Origin of the sequence: Brevundimonas pondensis, assembly GCF_017487345.1 — a bacterium.
GTDB classification, from domain to species: Bacteria; Pseudomonadota; Alphaproteobacteria; order Caulobacterales; family Caulobacteraceae; genus Brevundimonas; species Brevundimonas pondensis.
Genome location: NZ_CP062006.1, coordinates 3,366,253 through 3,383,515 on the forward strand (window position 1 = coordinate 3,366,253; position 17,263 = coordinate 3,383,515).

The 17,263-nt window shown below is 67.8% G+C and carries 16 protein-coding genes; 14 read left to right on the forward strand and 2 right to left on the reverse strand.

Annotated features, from left to right (window positions below; genetic code table 11):
* Positions 1-55 precede the first annotated feature (55 nt).
* From IFE19_RS16610 to IFE19_RS16675, 14 genes are all read left to right on the forward strand, one after another.
* Entirely contained in the window at positions 56-1,216 is a 1,161-nt protein-coding gene (locus IFE19_RS16610; protein ID WP_207824262.1) for an AI-2E family transporter, read from the forward strand.
* A gap of 411 nt (positions 1,217-1,627) precedes the next feature.
* Positions 1,628-6,487 (forward strand): NAD-glutamate dehydrogenase, encoded by a 4,860-nt coding sequence (locus tag IFE19_RS16615; RefSeq protein ID WP_207824264.1) that lies wholly within the window; start codon positions 1,628-1,630, stop codon positions 6,485-6,487.
* Between the two features lie 176 nt (positions 6,488-6,663).
* Positions 6,664-7,131, forward strand: coding sequence for a universal stress protein (locus IFE19_RS16620; RefSeq protein WP_207824267.1), 468 nt, complete (start codon positions 6,664-6,666; stop codon positions 7,129-7,131).
* A 106-nt stretch (positions 7,132-7,237) separates the two neighbouring features.
* Positions 7,238-7,795: a NifU family protein gene (locus tag IFE19_RS16625; RefSeq protein ID WP_207824270.1), complete on the forward strand. Its 558-nt coding sequence runs from the start codon at positions 7,238-7,240 to the stop codon at positions 7,793-7,795.
* Positions 7,796-7,957: 162 nt separating this feature from the next.
* A complete protein-coding gene (locus tag IFE19_RS16630) occupies positions 7,958-8,560 on the forward strand; it encodes a helix-turn-helix transcriptional regulator (RefSeq protein ID WP_207824272.1) in 603 nt (200 codons plus the stop codon).
* A 69-nt stretch (positions 8,561-8,629) separates the two neighbouring features.
* A complete protein-coding gene (locus IFE19_RS16635; protein WP_207824274.1) occupies positions 8,630-8,998 on the forward strand; it encodes a helix-turn-helix domain-containing protein in 369 nt (122 codons plus the stop codon).
* Between the two features lie 22 nt (positions 8,999-9,020).
* Positions 9,021-9,722: a tRNA (adenosine(37)-N6)-threonylcarbamoyltransferase complex dimerization subunit type 1 TsaB gene (gene tsaB, locus IFE19_RS16640; protein ID WP_207824275.1), complete on the forward strand. Its 702-nt coding sequence runs from the start codon at positions 9,021-9,023 to the stop codon at positions 9,720-9,722.
* The gene (rimI, locus tag IFE19_RS16645) at positions 9,719-10,132 is read left to right on the forward strand and encodes a ribosomal protein S18-alanine N-acetyltransferase (RefSeq protein WP_207824276.1); all 414 of its coding nucleotides are present in this window, start codon (positions 9,719-9,721) and stop codon (positions 10,130-10,132) included. Before tsaB ends, rimI begins: the two co-directional genes overlap by 4 nt.
* Before the next feature lie 73 nt (positions 10,133-10,205).
* The gene (locus tag IFE19_RS16650) at positions 10,206-10,652 is read left to right on the forward strand and encodes a Fur family transcriptional regulator (RefSeq protein WP_369831557.1); all 447 of its coding nucleotides are present in this window, start codon (positions 10,206-10,208) and stop codon (positions 10,650-10,652) included.
* Between the two features lie 156 nt (positions 10,653-10,808).
* Positions 10,809-12,131 carry a tRNA (N6-isopentenyl adenosine(37)-C2)-methylthiotransferase MiaB gene (gene miaB, locus IFE19_RS16655; protein WP_404822176.1) on the forward strand — a complete coding sequence of 441 codons (1,323 nt, stop codon included), beginning with the start codon at positions 10,809-10,811 and terminating at the stop codon, positions 12,129-12,131.
* 86 nt (positions 12,132-12,217) lie between these two features.
* On the forward strand, positions 12,218-13,210 hold the full coding sequence (locus tag IFE19_RS16660; protein WP_207824279.1) for a PhoH family protein: 993 nt from the start codon (positions 12,218-12,220) through the stop codon (positions 13,208-13,210).
* Positions 13,211-13,666: an rRNA maturation RNase YbeY gene (ybeY, locus tag IFE19_RS16665; RefSeq protein WP_207824288.1), complete on the forward strand. Its 456-nt coding sequence runs from the start codon at positions 13,211-13,213 to the stop codon at positions 13,664-13,666.
* On the forward strand, positions 13,663-15,252 hold the full coding sequence (lnt, locus tag IFE19_RS16670; protein WP_207824290.1) for an apolipoprotein N-acyltransferase: 1,590 nt from the start codon (positions 13,663-13,665) through the stop codon (positions 15,250-15,252). The genes ybeY and lnt overlap by 4 nt, the downstream gene beginning before the upstream one ends.
* A 103-nt stretch (positions 15,253-15,355) precedes the next feature.
* Entirely contained in the window at positions 15,356-15,778 is a 423-nt protein-coding gene (locus IFE19_RS16675; protein ID WP_207827711.1) for a helix-turn-helix domain-containing protein, read from the forward strand.
* Between the two features lie 54 nt (positions 15,779-15,832).
* On the opposite strand, the gene IFE19_RS16680 is transcribed toward IFE19_RS16675, so the two are convergent.
* Entirely contained in the window at positions 15,833-16,366 is a 534-nt protein-coding gene (locus tag IFE19_RS16680) for a carboxymuconolactone decarboxylase family protein (protein WP_207824292.1), read from the reverse strand.
* Between the two features lie 204 nt (positions 16,367-16,570).
* The gene (locus tag IFE19_RS16685; protein ID WP_207824293.1) at positions 16,571-17,125 is read right to left on the reverse strand and encodes a peroxiredoxin; all 555 of its coding nucleotides are present in this window, start codon (positions 17,123-17,125) and stop codon (positions 16,571-16,573) included.
* Positions 17,126-17,263: the final 138 nt, after the last annotated feature.

Here is a 17,263-nt window from a genome sequence, read left to right on the forward strand (position 1 = left end):
CCGTGCGGCTTTACAGCGATTGACGCTGTCCCCGACGCCGCCGACAGTCCCGTTCATGAAACTGCCCCTCACGGTCCCGACCTCCGCGGTCGCACGCAACGCCCTGGTCCTGATCGCCGTCGTGGCGTCCGGGGCGGCCCTCTATTGGTTGCGGGACATCCTGACGCCCCTGGCCATGGCCATCTTCCTGATGATCATGATCGACGGGGTGAAACGCTCGATCGAGCACCGCACCCCCGTGCCGTCACGCTTCGCGGGGACGGCGGCGCTGGTTGTGGTGGTCCTGGGATTCCTTCTGTCGATCTGGATCATCGTCGACGGAGCGGCTGGTTTCTTCACCGACGCCTCGGGGGTGTCAGCCAGCATTGGTCCGCGCCTGGATCACATCATCGCCGACGTCAGCGGCCTGGTGGGGGTCAAGGACCCGCCGACCCTGCAGGACCTGATCGCCGGCATCGACCTGCGCGGCTGGCTGACGCAGACGGCGATGCAGGCCCAGGGCGTGGCCTCGGGCGCCTTCTTCGTCATGGTCTATCTGGGCTTCCTGCTGGCCTCGCAGGCGGGCTTCCGCAAGAAGATCGTCGCCATGTTCCCTGACCGCGGCGCCCGCAACGAGGCGCTGGAAGTGTTCAACCGCGTGCGCGGCGGGGTCGAGGGCTATCTGTGGGTCCAGGCCGTGACCGGGGTGATGATCTGCTTCGTGGCCTGGCTTCTGATGCGGGCCGTGGGGCTTCAGAACGCCGAGTTCTGGACCTTTGTCATCTTCATCGTCGGCTTCATTCCGGTGCTGGGGGGCGCCATCGCCGGCTGCGCCCCGCCCTTGTTTGCCCTGGTCCAGTTCGAGAGCTACTGGCCCGCCCTGATCCTGCTGGTCGGGCTTCAGGCCCTGCTCTTCATCGTCGGCAACATGATCCAGCCGCGGATGCAGGGCGATAATCAGAACATCGACCCGGTGGTGGTCCTTCTGGCCCTGGCCCTGTGGGGCAAGATGTGGGGCGTGCCGGGCATGTTCCTGTCCACCCCCCTGGCGGTCATGGCCATGGCCATCCTGGCCGAGTTCAAGGGCTCGCGCTGGATCGCGGTCCTGCTGTCGGGGGATGGAGAGCCCTATGCGCCGCGCAAGACGCCGCCTGAAAAGCCGAAAGGGGGCGGCTGGTTCAAGGGCCTTCCGGGGCGCGGCAAGGCGTCGCATGAAAAAGACCCGAAAGAAGGCTGATCCTGCCCTTGATCCGCCATATCTGGCGACTATCTACCCAATCAGACGACGCGGCCTCCCCTCCCCCTCCCGGCCGCGAAGTCCAGAGGACCGGCGCTCCCTCCCCCTCCTGCGCCGGACCCAAGCAGGCCGTCGAGCGTTCTCGCTCGACGGCCTTGTTCTTTTCAGGCCTCTTTAAAAATTGAAATGACCCATCGTCGGATCGGGGCCGAATTGGGGCGGTTGTTGTCGTGATTGCGGGTTCTGCGACTAGAATTCGCCCAACTGTGGGCCTCTTGCGCAACATGGTGCGCTGCACACTGAAATTCAGGGTCTGAGCCGCCTCGGACGGCCTAGCCAGTTCCGCCAGCGGCGCTAAGGTGGCGCGGTCAAATCCCTGCGGCCTAGAGCCGTGCTGTTCGAGACCACACCATGTCCGCCGCTCCGCGCACAGTTTCCGCCACGCCAGCTGTTCTGGAGGCGCTGGAAGCGGCCTATGCGCGGATTGTCGACGGCCCGCCGGGCGCAGCCGAAAAGTCCTTCCTGGCCCAGGCCTTCGACGACTACGCCGCCGATGAGACGCCCGAGCTGGGCGGCGACGACCTGGCCGCTCTTCTGGGCCTGGCCTGGCGTTCGGCCCAGAGCCGCAAGGCGGGCGAAGCCGCCCGCGTCACCGTCAGCCCCCTGGCCGGCGCCGACGGCGCCCCGACCGGCTATGACAGCGTCCTGATCCTGCAGGACGACGCGCCCTTCCTGGTCGATAGCGTCCTGGGTGAACTGGCCGAGGCCGGCGTCACCGTTCGCGCCCTCTTCCACCCGATCGTCGAGGTCGAGGCGGGTCGTCGCGACTCCCTGATCATCGTCGTCATCGACCCTCTGCCCCAGGAGCGTCGCGACGCCCTGGGCGAGGGCCTGGCCCAGGCCATGGCCGACGTGCGCGCCGCCGTCACCGACCATGCCGCCATGGTCCAGCTGATGCGCGACGCCGTCGAGCAACTGGAGGCCTCGCCGCCCGCCGCTGTCGATCCGGCCGTTCTGGAAGAGAACATCGCCTTCCTGCGCTGGGCCAAGAGCGACCACTTCGTCTTCCTGGGCGCCCGCGACTACGCCTATCCGCGCAGCGCCGACGGCGGCTATGCCCCTGAGGCTCCGCTGGAGGTCTCCGACCAGGGTCTGGGCATCCTCAATGATCCCGAGCGTCGCGTGCTGCGCCGCGCCTCGGAACCCGCCGTCCTGACCCCGGCCATGCAGCGTCAGCTGGACGAGAGCGAGCCGGTCACCGTGGCCAAGGCCAACATGCGCTCGCGCGTGCATCGCCGCGCCTACATGGACTATGTCGGGGTCAAGCGTTACGGCGCGGACGGCAAGGCCTCGGGCGAGACCCGTTTCGTCGGCCTGTTCACCGCCGAGGCCTATGACAAGATGGCCAAGGAGGTGCCGCTGATCCGGCGCAAGGTCGCCAATGCGCTGGAACGCGCCGGCAAGACCCCCGGCAGCCACAACTACAAGCGCCTGAAGAACATCCTCGAGAACTACCCGCGCGACGAGCTGTTCCAGATCAGCGAGGACGAGCTGCTGGATACGGCGCTCGGCGTCCTGCACCTCTATGACCGTCCGCGCATCCGCCTGTTCACGCGCCGCGACCCGTTCGACCGTTTCGTCTCGGTCCTCTGCTTCATCCCGCGCGAACGCTTCGACGCGGGCCTGCGCCAGCGCATCGGCGGCATCCTGGCCAAGGCCTGGGGCGGCCGGGTCTCGGCCTGGTATCCGCAGCTGACGGACCAGCCGCTGACGCGCGTCCACTACATCATCGGCGTCGAGCCGGGCGCCCACCTGAACCCCGATCCCAAGGCTCTGGAGGCCGAGGTGGCCGAGGCCGGCCGTAGCTGGATCGACCGCTTCGAGACCGCACTGCGCGCGGCCGACGTGGACGAAGTCGCCGTCGGTCCGACCAGCGCCAAATGGGCCGAGGGCTTCGGCGTCTCCTACCGCGACCGCTACGACGCCGCCGAGGCCGTGGCCGACCTGGAGCAGTTCGACCGTCTGAACGACGGCTCGATGGGCGACGGCGTCCACGCCGAGCCGGTGGCCGTTCGCGCCTTCCGCACCGCTGACGAAAGCCCGCTGCAGTTCCGCTTCAAGCTCTATCGTCGCGGCTCGGCCGTGCCGCTGTCCGACGTCCTGCCGATCCTGGCCGACATGGGTCTGAAGACGCTGGAAGAATCGGACCATGTGGTCCGGACGACCGGCGACGCCCCGATCTACATCCACGACTTCCTGCTGGAAGACCCGCGTGGCGAGGCCCTGACCTTCGCCGACATCAAGGCCCCGTTCGAGGCCGCCTTCTCGGCGGTCTGGACCGGTCGCACCGAGAGCGACGGCTTCAACCGCCTGGTGCTGGAACTGGGCGTCGACTGGCGCGAGGCGGCCCTGATCCGCACCCTGGCCCGCTATCGCCAGCAGACCGGTCTGGACCCGTCGCAGGCGGTGCAGGAAACGGCCCTGCGCGAATATCCGACGGTCGCTCGCGCCATCCTGTCGCTGTTCAAGGCCAAGTTCGACCCGGCCCATGGCGGCAGCGTCGCCGAACGCGAGGCCCTGGTGGCCGAGCTGAACGACAAGATCATCGCCCTGCTTCAGGACGTGAAGAGCCTGGATCACGACCGGGTGCTGCGCCGCATCGCCCTGCTGATCGGCGCCATCAAGCGCACCAACTTCTATCAGGTCGACGCCGAGGGCGTGGCCAAGCCCCACATCTCGATCAAGATCGCCTCGCGCGAGCTTGAGGACCTGCCCCTGCCCAAGCCCTTCCGCGAGATCTTTGTCTGGGCCCCACACATCGAGGGCGTTCACCTACGCTTCGGTCCCGTCGCGCGCGGCGGCTTGCGCTGGTCGGACCGTCGTGACGACTTCCGCACCGAGGTCCTGGGTCTGGTGAAGGCCCAACAGGTCAAGAACTCGGTCATCGTCCCGGTCGGCTCCAAGGGCGGCTTCTATCCCAAGCAACTGCCGGTCGGCGGCGACCGCGACGCGGTCCAGGCCGAAGCCATCCGCGCCTACAAGACCTTCCTGTCCGGCCTGCTGGACATCACCGACAACATCGTCGGCGAGGGCGCCCCGGTGCGTCCGGCCAATGTCGTGGCCTGGGAAGGCGACGACCCCTATCTGGTCGTGGCCGCCGACAAGGGCACGGCGACCTTCTCGGACATCGCCAACGGCGTGAGCCAGTCCTACGGCTTCTGGCTGGATGACGCCTTCGCCTCGGGCGGTTCGGTCGGTTACGACCACAAGGAGATGGGCATCACGGCGCGCGGCGCCTGGGAGGCGGTCAAGCGCCACTTCCGCGAGATGGGCAAGGACATCCAGTCCGAGCCCTTCACCGTGGTCGGCGTGGGCGACATGTCTGGCGACGTCTTCGGCAACGGCATGCTGCTGTCCAAGGCGATCAAGCTGGTCGCCGCCTTCGATCACCGCGACATCTTCATCGACCCCAACCCGGACACGGCCAAGTCGTGGGAAGAGCGCAAGCGTCTGTTCGAGACGCCGCGCACCAGCTGGCAGGACTATGACAAGGGCCTGATCTCGCAAGGCGGCGGCGTCTTCTCGCGCTCGGCCAAGACCATTGAGCTGACGCCGGAAATCAAGGCGCTGCTGGACATCGAGGCCGACAGCGTCGACCCGACCACCCTGATGCAGGCCATCCTCAAGGCCCGCGCCGAGCTGCTCTACTTCGGCGGCATCGGCACCTACATCAAGGGCGGCGGCGAGACCAACGCCCAGGCCGGCGACAAGGCCAATGACGCCATCCGCATCAATGGCGGCGACGTGCGCGCCCTGGTCCTCGGCGAAGGCGCCAACCTGGGCGCCACACAGCTGGGCCGCATCGAGGCGGCGCGGGCGGGCATGCGCCTGAACACGGACGCCATCGACAACTCGGCCGGTGTGGACTCGTCCGACCATGAGGTGAACATCAAGATCCTCACCGGCGGCGCCATCGCTTCGGGCAACCTCAAGGCTGAGGACCGCAACGCCCTGCTGAAGTCGATGACCGACGAGGTCGGCCTCAAGGTCCTGGTTCACAACTACGATCAGACCCTGGCGGTCAGCCTGCAACAGGCCGAAGGCGCCGAGGCGCTGGACGCGCAGCAGGCCTTCATGCAGCACCTGTCCTCGATCGGTAAGCTGAACCGCGCGGTGGAATACCTGCCCGACGACGCCCGCATAGCCGAGATGAAGCTGCAGGGCACGGCCCTGACCCGCCCTGAACTGGCGGTGCTGACGGCCTATTCCAAGCTGGAGCTGTTCGATGAGATCGTCGGCTCTTCGGCCCCCGACGACGCCTTCTTCGAGCGCCTCCTGGTCCACTACTTCCCGGCCCCGCTGGCGAAGTTCGAAGACGACATGAAGCGTCACCGCCTGCGTCGCGACATCATCGCCACCGTGCTGTCGAACGAGATCGTCAACATGGCCGGGCCGACCTTCCCCGACCGCCTGCGGGCGGCGGCGGAATGCGACACCGCCGCCATGGTCACGGCCTTCGAGACCGCGCGTCAGGTCTTCCGCCTGGACCAGGCCTGGAAGGCGGTTTCGGCGCTGGACCTCAAGATTCCGGCCGAGGCCCAGACGGCCCTGTATCGCGAGATCGCCAAGGTCCTGCGTCGTCAGACCTATTGGCTGGCCCGTCGCGCCGCCCGCACCGAAACCACGGTGGGCGGCATGATCGCCGCCTATCAGCCCGCCGCCGACGCCCTGCGCGCCGCCGGCCCCGAGGTGCTGTCGCGCTTCGAGCAGCGTCAGTACGAAGCCCGCGTCGCCACCTTCGTCGGCCTGGGCGCGCCGGAAGACCTGGCGCGCGATATCGCCCTGCTGCGGCCCATGGTGGCCACGGCTGACATCGGCGACCTGGCCAATGAACTGGGCTGGAGCGCCCCGGCCATGGCCCGCCTCTATCACCAGGTCGGCGCCGCCTTCGACTTCGACCGCCTGCGTGTCGCAGCCGGTTCGGTGCCGTCGGGCGATCACTTCGATCGTCTGGCCGTGCGCCGTCTGATCCAGGACCTGATGGCCGAGCAGCAGCAGCTGACCCGCGCCGTGGCCAAGGCCTCGGCTGAGGCGGCGGGCGCCAGCGAGGAAACCGCTGAGACCGCTGTCGACGCCTGGATCGGCGCTCGCATCGGCCAGGTCGAATCCCTGCGCGCCTCGGTCGACGAGATCGAGACCTCGGGCACGGGCTGGACCTTCGCCAAGCTGACCATCGCCAACGGGGCTATTCGCGAAGTCTTGGGTAGCTAAAGCGCTATCGCTCGCCGCGCGGCGGCTCGCTGCTTGAGCGCAGCCGCGTGACTATCGCCTATAAAGAGGCCCGCTCGTTTCGTCGTTCGCGACGAGGCGGGCGGGCCTTGGCGTTTGGGGCGGCTTGGCGTTAGGTGGTCGCCGCTGTTCAGAGATCCGCTAAGGCCGCCCGTCCCATGCCCAGGAAGTTTCTCGTCGTCGTCGACGACAGTCCCGAGTTCGGCGCCGCCCTCGGCTACGCCGCCCGGCGCGCCAAATCGACGGGGGGCCGCGTCGTCCTGTTGCGCGCCCTGCCGGGCGGCTCCGACGAGCACTGGTCCGGCGTCCGCGACGAAATCCGTCGCCAGCAGCGCGAGGAGGCCGAGCTTCTCCTCAACCGGATCGGCGAAGAAGCCGCCGAGAAATCCGGAGCCCCGCCCATCTTCATCATTGAGGAAGGTGATCCCCAGGGCGCCATCCGCAAGACCGTCGGCGCCGACCCCGACATCAAGATCCTGGTTCTGGCGGCGGGGTCTGGCTCGCGCGGGCCCGGTCCCCTGGTCTCGGCCGTGCTGAAACAGGGCGGCGCCTTCACTGGCCGCAAACTGCCCGTGACCATCGTCCCCGGCGAACTGACCGAGGCCGACATCGAAGACCTGGCATAATTCTAAGGGTCGCTACCGCTCGGCTCGCGGAGCCTCGCTGCTTGAGCGACGATTAGCGCCGTTCAAGGGTCTTGAAGATGTCGCGCAGGGGGCGCATCTCCCGGCCATGTTCATCCAGACCGAACCCACGCCGAACCCGAATGTCCTGAAATTCCTGCCGGGCCGCGACGTGGCCCCGCAAGGCGTGCTGGAATACCGCACCATAGACGAGGCGGCGGCTTCGCCCCTGGCCGAGGCCCTGTTCGAACTGGAGGGCGTCGAGGGGGTCTTCTTCGGCGCCGACTATGTTTCAGTCACGCGCGGCGTTCAGGCCCCAGACTGGAGCGCGATGAAGGCGCCCATCCTGTCGGTCATCATGGACCACTTCGTTTCCGGCGCGCCGCTGACGCGCGACGCTCCGACGACGGCCGAGGACGCCGGCGAGGACACTGAGATCGTCGCCGAGATCAAGGGCCTGCTGGACAGCCGCATCCGCCCAGCCGTGGCCCAGGACGGCGGCGACATCCTGTTCGACCACTTCGACGAGGAAACCGGGGTCCTGCGTCTGCGGATGCGCGGCGCCTGCTCGGGCTGCCCCTCCTCCTCGGCCACGCTCAAGGCCGGCGTCGAACAGATGATGCGCCACTACATCCCCGAAGTGACCAGCGTTGAACAGGTGATTTAAGCAAGAGGCGCTATCGCTCGCGACGCGGTCGCTCGCTGCTTCAGCGCGCGCGAAGCGCCAGGCCGCGTCGGGTCGAAAAGGCGGAGCCTTTTGACTGCGGCCTACCAAGATGTTTCACATGAAACACTATCGTCCGAACGGGCCATGGGGCATGATCGCCCCATGGCCCGTTTCACATCCGATGATGACGCCGGGACCGAGGGGCGCGCCCTCGGCGAGGCCCTGTTCGCCCTGCGACGCGAGCGCGGGCTGAGTCAGGCCGAGGCCGGCGCGAGAATCGGCATGACCAGCCAGGGCTGGGGCCTGTACGAGGCCGGCAAGCGCCCCGGTCTTTTCCGCCCTGACGTGCAGCGCCGCCTGACCGGCGCCCTGGACGCCACGCCCGAGGACCTGGCCCTTCTGGTCGGCGTCGTCCCGGCCCCGGTTTCTCCGCCCAAACCGCCGTCTGACGGGCTTCAGGCGCGTGGCCGCGCCTTCGAGGCCGCGCCGGTCGTCGAACGGCGGCGGCTGCAGCTCTCGACCGACGACCTGGCGCCCTGGGCCGCCGCCGGGACGGTGCTGGAATATGCGCCCGACCGCTGGCCGCGTCGGGATCAGGGCTGCATCATCGAGATGGACGACGGTTCGCTGCGGGCGCGGCTCTATGTCCGCTCGGACGAGGCGGAGCTGGTGGTGCGCGGCGCCGGGGCTCTTTTGACCATCGAGCGTATTCCGCGCGCTCGCGCTCGATCCGTTGCAGCGGTCGTCGCCCGGCTGGACGATTGATGAAACGAAATAGTTGTGTTTCATTGAATCCTGTGAAACTCTCTCTTCGCCATCAGGGAGACGTCGCCCATGAACCGCCGCACTCAGGATATCGACGCCGCTGTAGGCCTGCGGATGGCCGCGCGCCGATCGGCTCTGGGCCTGTCGCAGACGGCCCTCGCCCTGCAACTGGGCGTCAGCTTCCAGCAGGTTCAGAAATACGAAAAGGGCGCGAACCGCGTTTCAGCCTCCCGCCTGCATCAGGTGGCGACCGTGCTGGGATGTTCGGTGGCTGACTTCTTTCCGGCGCGGGCTGAGGCGCTGGATCCGATGGCGGGACTACGCGACCTGGTTGCGACCGCGGACGGACGCGCCATGGCCGAAGCCTTTCCCCGGATCCACGACCCGGCGGTGCGTCAGGCGGTGACGCGGGTGATCGTGGCGCTGGCCTCGGCCTGACGGCGGCGATAGGAAGGCCGCGATGAGAGTTCTGATCGTGGATACGGCGCTGGGCGCCTGCACGGCCTGCGTGGTCGAGGACGGGCGCCTGTTGGGCGTGCGCTCCGAGCTGATGACCAAGGGCCATCAGGAGCGGCTGGCCGGCATGGTCCGTGACGCCGTGGCCGATGCGGCTAAAGAAGCCGGCGGCGGCTTTGAGGCCATCGACCGGATCGGCGTTACTGTCGGACCCGGCAGTTTCACTGGCCTGCGCGTAGGCCTGTCCTTCGCCCAGGGTCTGGGCGCAGCCCTGGACCGGCCGGTGATCGGCCTGTCGACGCTGGACGGCCTGGCCGTCTCGATCAAGCCCGTGGGTCTGGTCGCCGCCGTCATCGACGCCCGCCGGGGCCAGGTCTATGTGCGCCTGTTCCGCGACGGTCGGCCCCTGGGCGGACCCGAGGCCCTGTCGCTGGAGGCGGCGGCGGACCGCATCTTCCACGCCGCCGCCGGGGCGCCGCCCATCCTGGTCGGTTCGGGTGGTCCGGTCCTGACCGAGACCTTTCCCGAGCGTCTGGGCGCGGCCGTCCTGGCCCGGCTGCCCGCCCCCGCGCCGGAGGCCCTGGCCTATATGACCGCTGTGGTCGATCCGGCGGCGCACCCGCCCCGCCCCCTCTATCTGCGCGCGCCTGACGCCACGCCGCCCAGTCGTCTGCCGGGCCAACCGCGCCCGCCCGCGACGTCGTGACCGACTCCGACGCCCTCGCCGCGATCCACGCCGAGGCCTTCGACGCGCCCTGGGATGCGACCAGCCTGTCGGCCCTGTTGGCCTCGCCCGGCGTGTTTGCGGTCGAGGAGGCCGACGGCTTCATCCTGATCCGCGTGGTGGCCGACGAGGCCGAGATCCTGACGCTGGCGGTGCGGCCATCCTCCCGGCGCGGTGGGCTGGGTCGACGATTGGTCGATGCGGCGGTCGTGCGCGCCGCCGCCCTGGGGGCCGAACGGATGTTCCTGGAAGTGGCCGAGGACAACGTCGCCGCCCGCGCCCTTTACGCCCGCGCAGGCTTCATCGAGGCGGGCCGACGGCGTGGATATTATGCGCGTGCGGACGGAAGCCGTGAGGACGCCCTGGTGCTGACGCTGAACTTTTCTCGATAGCTTCCATAAGGCGACGGCTCAGCCTATCTTCCGGCCCATGGAACGGATCGAAAAACTTTGCGCCGACCGCGGCATGCGTATGACCGAGCAGCGGCGCGTGATCGCCCGCGTCCTGTCGCAGGCCGAGGATCATCCTGACGTCGAGGAGCTGTATCGCCGCGCCTCGGCCATCGACCCGCACATCTCGATCGCCACCGTCTATCGCACCGTGCGCCTGTTCGAAGAAGCCGGCGTGGTCGAGAAGCACGACTTCGGCGACGGCCGCAGCCGCTATGAAGAAGCCGGCGACGACCACCACGACCACCTGATCGACACCAAGACCGGTGAGGTCATCGAGTTCTTCGACGCCGAGATCGAGCGCCTGAAGACCGAGATCGCCAAGCGTCTGGGCTTTGAACTGGTCGGCCACAAGCTGGAGCTCTATGGCCACGCCATCCCCGGCGCCGAGCCGGTCGAGCGCGAAGGTCTGATCTACAAGCGCCACGCCGCGCGGGTCGAACCGGAAACGGCCGACAGCTGAGGTCGATCGCGGCGTTTCGCTCGCCTTGCCGTCGCCCGCTTGGGCGATCATAAGCCGGGCATGACCGATACCCTCGAAAAGTCCGTGGAGACGGCGGATGGCGTGGCTGTTTCAGCCGCGCCCAAACGCCTGTTCATCAAGACCTACGGCTGTCAGATGAACGTCTATGACAGTGAGCGCATGGCCGACGTCCTGCGCCCGCTGGGCTATGCGACGACCGATGCGCCCGAGGGGGCCGACTTCGTCATCCTCAACACCTGCCACATCCGCGAACGGGCCGCCGAGAAGGTCTATTCGGAACTGGGCAAGCTGAAGCAGATGCGCGAGCGCAAGCTGGCGCGCGGCGACGGGGGCATGACCATCGCCGTGGCCGGCTGCGTCGCCCAGGCCGAGGGCGAGGAGATCATGAAGCGCCAGCCCGCGGTCGACCTGGTGGTCGGACCCCAGGCCTACCACCAGCTGCCAGAGCTACTGACCCGCACGGCGCGGGCGCGCGGCGAGCGCATCGGCGCCGACTTCGCCCCGCATGAGAAGTTCGACGCCCTGACCCCCGACATGATCCGGGCGCGTGGCGGCGACGGTCCGACCGCCTTCCTGACGGTGCAGGAAGGCTGCGACAAGTTCTGCACCTTCTGCGTCGTTCCCTATACGCGCGGCGCCGAGTGGTCGCGCCCAGCGGCGGCGGTGCTGGCCGAGGCGCGCGCCCTGGCCGACCGGGGCGTGCGCGAGGTCACTCTGCTGGGCCAGAACGTCAACGCCTATGACGGCGAGGGACCGGACGGGAAGCCATGGACCCTGGCGCGTCTGGCCTACGCCCTGGCCGAGATCCCCGGCCTGGACCGCATCCGCTATACGACCAGCCACGCCAACGACATGAGCGATGACCTGATCGCCGCCCACGCCGATCTGGACGCCCTGATGCCCTATCTGCACCTGCCGGTGCAGGCGGGGTCCGACCGGGTATTGCGGCTGATGAACCGCAAGCATGGTCGCCAGAAATACATCGACCTGATCGCCCGCATCCGCGAGGCGCGGTCCGACATGGCCATCGCCGGGGACTTCATCGTCGGCTTCCCCGGCGAGACGGACCGCGACTTCGAGGACACCCTCGATCTGGTGCGGCAGGTCACCTATGCGGGCGCTTTCAGCTTCGTCTATTCGCCGCGCCCCGGCACGCCTGCCGCCACCATGCCGGGCCAGATCGAGGAGAAGGTCGGGCTGGAGCGGCTGCAACGGCTGCAGGCCCTGCTGTTCGAGCAGCAGACCGCCTTCAACGCCGCCCAGGCGGGCAAGACCCTGAACGTCCTGTTCGAGAAGAAGGGGCGCTACGCCGGTCAGGCCATCGGCCGTTCGCCCTATCTGCAGGCCGTCCACGTCGAGGCCGCGGATCACCTGCTGGGCCGGATCGTTCCGGTCGAAATCATCAGCGGCGCGCAGAACAGTCTGAACGGGCGGTTGGCCAGCGCGAACCCTATCTAGATCGAAGAGATCACGATTTAACTGCGGCGTTCCTCAAGCAGTCTCGCTCCGCGAGCGAGACGGTAGGAACCCAACAAAGGAAACCCATGGCGCGAGAGTCCGAGTTCCTGTCCCTGAGCGATCAGGCCCTGCGAGCCGTGATCGGCCCCAACAGCCGCCACGTCGCCCTGATCGAGGACGCTTTCAAGGTGCTGGTCGAGGCGCCGGGCGGCGGCGTGTCGATCAACGGCTCGGCGCGGGACCGGGCCCAGGCCAAGCGCGTGGTGGAGGCCCTGGCCAAGCGGGCTGACGCAGGCGCCGAGATCACCGAGGCCGACGTGCGTATGGCCTTGGGGGCCGCCGTGTCGCAGCCGCGTCCCGATCAGGGGCGGGTCGTGCCGGACGCCATCAGCCTGCCGGTCGGTCGGCGCGGGGCGATCGCGCCCAAGACGGCGGCCCAGGCCCAGTATCTGGACCTGCTCAGCCGCTGCGAACTGACCTTCGGCGTCGGCCCGGCGGGCACGGGCAAGACCTTCCTGGCGGCGGCTTACGGCGCGTCCCTGCTGCGGCGCGGACAGGTGGATCGTCTGGTCATCACCCGACCGGCGGTCGAGGCGGGCGAGAAGCTGGGCTTCCTGCCGGGCGACCTGAACGAGAAGGTCGACCCCTATCTGGCCCCCATCTGGGAGGCGCTGAACGACATCCTCGGCGTCGAGGACGTGCGCCGTCGCCGCGAGAAGGGCGAGATCGAAGCGGCTCCCATCGCCTTCATGCGCGGCCGCACCCTCAGTCACGCCTTCATCATTGTGGACGAGGCCCAGAACACCTCCCGGCTGCAGATGAAGATGGTCCTGACCCGTCTGGGCGAGGGCGCGCGCATGGTCGTCACCGGCGACCCGTCGCAGATCGACCTGCTGAACCCGCGCGATTCCGGCCTTAGCCACGCCCTGCGCATCCTGAAGGACGTGAAGGGGGTCGGGGTTCAGGCCTTCAAGGCCGAGGACGTGGTGCGCCACGCCATGGTCGAGCGCATCGTGCGCGCCTATGACGCCGATTCCGCGCGCAACCGTCCGACGCCGGACCTCGAGGATGAAGACTGAATGATCGAGATCGAAGTCGAGGACGCGGCCTGGACCGTCGCCCTTCCTGATGTTGAGTCTGTGGTCCTGCGCGCGGCGACGGCGGCCCTGGGCGCAGTCGAGGGCGACTTGGTCGTCCTGCTGAGCGACGACGCCGGGGTGCAGGACCTGAACCAGCGTTTCCGTGACAAGGACCGGCCGACGAACGTTCTGTCCTTCCCGGCCGCCGAAAGCGCCTTCCCCCATCTGGGCGACGTGGTCCTGGGCTTCGCCTATTGCGCCGCCGAAGCCGATGCCCAGGGCAAGAGCCTGTCGGATCATCTGAGCCACCTGGTCGTCCACGGCGTGCTGCACCTGCTGGGCCGTGACCATGAGGACGAGGCCGAGGCCGAGGAGATGGAGGCCGAGGAGCGCGAGATCCTGGCGTCGCTCGGCGTCGCCGACCCCTATGCCGCCGAACAAGAGGCCACTGCATGAGCAAGCGTGTGTCAGCCCTTTGGGGGGGCGTGCTGACGAACCGCTGGGGGCGCATCGTCCTGGCCCTGCTGGCCGGCGCCGGCGCCGCCCTGGCCCATCCGCCGTTCGGGGTTTTGCCGGGCTTGCTGGGCTATCCCCTGCTGATGCTGCTGGCCGAGCGGTCGCGCAATGTGAAGGGCGGCTTCTGGGTCGGCTGGCTGGCCGGTTTCGCCTTTTTCTTCATCGGCTGCTGGTGGGTGGCCGAGGCCTTCCTGGTCAACAAGGATCAGGCCTGGATGGCGCCCTTCGCAGCCAGCCTGCTGCCCATGGGGCTGGGGCTCTTCTTCGGGACGGCGACGGCCCTCTATCGTCGGTTCGCGTCGCTTGGCGCCGTGCGGCGGGTGCTGCTGTTCGCCGCCCTGTTCGCCCTGCTGGAGTGGTTACGAGGTCATGTCCTGACCGGCTTCCCCTGGAACCCGACCGGGGCGGCCTGGCAGGCGGGATCGGCCATGTCGCAGTTCGCGTCTGTAGCCGGGGTCTATGGCTTGGGGCTGGTGACGCTGGCGGCGGTTTCGGCCCTGGGTCTTCTGGCCAGCGACGGCGCGCGGCGTCCGCGTCTGATCGCGGCCGGCCTGGGCGTGGCCGTTCTGGCGGGCCTGTTCGGCTTTGGAGCCCTGCGTCTGTCGATGGCCGAGCGAGTCGACGGCCCGACCCTGGTGCGCCTGGTTCAGGCCGACATCCCGCAGGAATCCAAGTGGAGCCCTGAGGCCTATCAGGCCATCGTCGATCGCTATGTGGCGCTCACCGCCCAAAAGGGGGCGGCGGTTCCGGATGTCGTGGTCTGGCCCGAGGGCGCCCTGCCCGCCACGGCCAACGACGTCTTCAACTCGCCGGACGCCCAGGCCATTTCAGGCGCTCTTCAAACGGGCCAGACCCTGCTGATGGGCCTCAGCCGGGGCGAACCGGACCCGACCGCCGAGGGCGGTGCGCGCTATTACAACAGCCTGTTCGCCTTGCACGATGAGGGCGTGGCGGGGATGCGGATCGGCGCCATCTATGACAAGCACCGTCTGGTGCCGTTCGGCGAGTACCTGCCGCTGGGTCGCCTGATGAGCCGGATCGGTGTACGTAGCCTGGTTCACGTCCCGGCCGATTTCAGCGCCGGGCCCAGGCCGGCGCCGATCAGCCTGGTCAATGCGCCGAAGGTCCAGCCGCTGATCTGTTACGAAAGCCTCTATCCCGGCTTCACCCCGGCCAGCGGCGCGGCGCGCCCGGCCTGGATCGTCAATGTCTCCAACGACGCCTGGTTCGGGGCGACCTCGGGTCCGCGTCAGCACCTGAACCTGGCCAGCTATCGCGCCATCGAGACCGGCCTGCCCATCGCACGCGCCACCCCGACCGGCGTCTCGGCCATGATCGACCCCTGGGGCCGGATCGTGGACGGCAAGCGGCTGGACCCCGGCCATGCCGGCGTCATCGACGTGCGCCTTCCCGAACCGGCGGCGCCGACCTTCTATGGCCGCTGGGGCGATGCGCTGTTCGGCGTCCTGCTGGCCATGATGGCGGTGGGCGGTTTGACGTGGCGCCTACGCAAGACGAAGACGTGATCGGCGGAGACACGCGCAAGACGCGAATTGTCGTGACAGCGTCGGAGATCCGTCGCATTTCGAGACAATTGAGGCTCAGGCGAGTGTGGCACGAGAACGCATGATGGTCAGAGGCGCTGCAGACGACGGCCCCCACCCGGTGGACCGGCATGTGGGGCGGCGAATTTGCGAAAAGCGGATCGCCCTCGGTTATAATCAGAGCGACCTCGGTCGAGCTCTGGGCCTGACATTTCAACAGATCCAGAAGTACGAGAAGGGCGCCAACCGTGTGTCGGCGTCCAAGCTTTGGGACATCGCCCGCTTTTTCAAGGTGGATATCGGCTACTTCTTCGAAGGCCTGATGGTGGCGCGCCCCGGCATGGCCGAGGGAGAGCCTGCGGCCTTTGTTCATGACTTTCCAGCGACCCGTCAGAGCATCGAGATCTCACGTCTGGCGCCTCAGTTGACGGCGCGCCAGCAACGGCTGGTCCTCGACATGATGCGCGAGATGGCGGATCAGGACGGGGCGGTTTCGGACAAGGCCTAGCGAAGAAAAGGCGCGGATCGCTCCGCGCCTTTTGGCTTTCCGGGTCCGGTGGGATCAGCCCGCCAGGGCGGCTTCCGAGGCGACGATGCGGCTGGCGGCGTGAACCACGGCGCCGATGCGAAGCGCAGCTTGAACCTGAACGTTCGGCACGCCGTGCTTGCGCAGTTCGCCCTCGTGGGCGTCCAGGCAGGCGCCGCAGCCATTGATGGCCGAGACGGCGGTGGACCACAGTTCGAAGTCCAGCTTTTCGACGCCGGGGTTGGCGATGACGTTCATGCGCAGCTTGGCCGGCAGGGTCGTGTACTCGTTGTTCTTCATCAGGTGCAGCGAGCGATAGTAGATGTTGTTCATGCCCATGATGGCGGCGGCGGCCTTGGCGGCGTTCATGGCCTCGGGCGACAGCACCGTCGCGGCCTGGGCCTCGATCAGCTTGACCGCCGGGGCGACGCCGATGGCGTGGGCCGAGGCCAGGAAGCAGCCCCACTTCTGCTGGTCGTTCAGCACCGTCTCATTGGCGAGCGAGGACAGGTTCAGCGAGATGTCCTTGCCGTAGGCCGGGATGAGGTCGCGCAGGGCGTCGAGGGACATGGGGAAATCTCCGATTGGGGGCCGACTGCCGGCCGGGGGCGCCAGGGGCAATGAGACAGCGTATTCAAAACGCGCTCAAGCAGTCCGAAGGACGATAGCGCCCTAAAAAAAGAAAAAGGCGGCGACAGTCGCCCGCCGCCGCCTCTTCAAGAGGGGCGGCCCGAACCATTACGAACGCGGTCCGGGCCTATCCTTGGCCAGTACTTAAGCGGCCAGGGTCTCGCCGCCGACCGGGCGGTTGCAGGCGCACAGCTCGTCGGTCTGCAGAGCATCGACGACGCGCAGGGTGTCTTCCGGCGAACGGCCGACGTTCAGGTTGGTGACATAGACGTGCTGGACGACGTTGTGCGGGTCCACGACGAAGGTGGCGCGCAGGGCGACGCCGTTTTCTTCGTCCAGGATGCCCAGGTCGCGGGCCAGCTTGCCGCCGGTGTCGGCGAACTGCCAGATCGGCAGCTTGTTCAGGTCGGCGTGGTCGCGGCGCCAGGCCAGCTTGACGAATTCGTTATCGGTCGAGCCGCCGAGGACGACGGTGTCGCGGTCCTCGAAGTCCTTGCCCAGCTTGGCGAAGGCGGCGATTTCGGTCGGGCAGACGAAGGTGAAGTCCTTCGGGTAGAAGAAGATGACCTTCCACTTGCCGTCAAAGCTGTCCTGCGTCAGCGCCTCAAAGGCCGAGACGCCGTTTTCTTCGTGGTCGTTGAAGCCCGGCTTCACGCCAGTGATCTTGAATTCAGGCAGTTTTTGACCGACGCCCAGCATAGTGGAGCTCCATTCTGACAATATAAGACAGGCGACGACGCAGGGGGGTGCACCGCCGATGGGGGTCAGATGGGCTTTGGCGACCTGGAAGTCAAATCGATCATTTCGCAACTGCGAATAGATTTTGATTATGGGGCG

Excerpts from the sequence above, each read along its gene's own strand:
- IFE19_RS16610 (WP_207824262.1), top strand. The coding sequence starts at position 56 with ATGAAACTGCCCCTCACGGTCCCGACCTCCGCGGTCGCACGCAACGCC.
- IFE19_RS16615 (WP_207824264.1), top strand. The coding sequence starts at position 1,628 with ATGTCCGCCGCTCCGCGCACAGTTTCCGCCACGCCAGCTGTTCTGGAG.
- IFE19_RS16620 (WP_207824267.1), top strand. The coding sequence starts at position 6,664 with ATGCCCAGGAAGTTTCTCGTCGTCGTCGACGACAGTCCCGAGTTCGGC.
- IFE19_RS16625 (WP_207824270.1), top strand. The coding sequence starts at position 7,238 with ATGTTCATCCAGACCGAACCCACGCCGAACCCGAATGTCCTGAAATTC.
- IFE19_RS16630 (WP_207824272.1), top strand. The coding sequence starts at position 7,958 with ATGGCCCGTTTCACATCCGATGATGACGCCGGGACCGAGGGGCGCGCC.
- IFE19_RS16635 (WP_207824274.1), top strand. The coding sequence starts at position 8,630 with ATGAACCGCCGCACTCAGGATATCGACGCCGCTGTAGGCCTGCGGATG.
- tsaB (WP_207824275.1), top strand. The coding sequence starts at position 9,021 with ATGAGAGTTCTGATCGTGGATACGGCGCTGGGCGCCTGCACGGCCTGC.
- IFE19_RS16650 (WP_369831557.1), top strand. The coding sequence starts at position 10,206 with ATGCGTATGACCGAGCAGCGGCGCGTGATCGCCCGCGTCCTGTCGCAG.
- miaB (WP_404822176.1), top strand. The coding sequence starts at position 10,809 with ATGAACGTCTATGACAGTGAGCGCATGGCCGACGTCCTGCGCCCGCTG.
- IFE19_RS16660 (WP_207824279.1), top strand. The coding sequence starts at position 12,218 with ATGGCGCGAGAGTCCGAGTTCCTGTCCCTGAGCGATCAGGCCCTGCGA.
- ybeY (WP_207824288.1), top strand. The coding sequence starts at position 13,211 with ATGATCGAGATCGAAGTCGAGGACGCGGCCTGGACCGTCGCCCTTCCT.
- lnt (WP_207824290.1), top strand. The coding sequence starts at position 13,663 with ATGAGCAAGCGTGTGTCAGCCCTTTGGGGGGGCGTGCTGACGAACCGC.
- IFE19_RS16675 (WP_207827711.1), top strand. The coding sequence starts at position 15,356 with ATGGTCAGAGGCGCTGCAGACGACGGCCCCCACCCGGTGGACCGGCAT.
- IFE19_RS16680 (WP_207824292.1), bottom strand. The coding sequence starts at position 16,366 with ATGTCCCTCGACGCCCTGCGCGACCTCATCCCGGCCTACGGCAAGGAC.
- IFE19_RS16685 (WP_207824293.1), bottom strand. The coding sequence starts at position 17,125 with ATGCTGGGCGTCGGTCAAAAACTGCCTGAATTCAAGATCACTGGCGTG.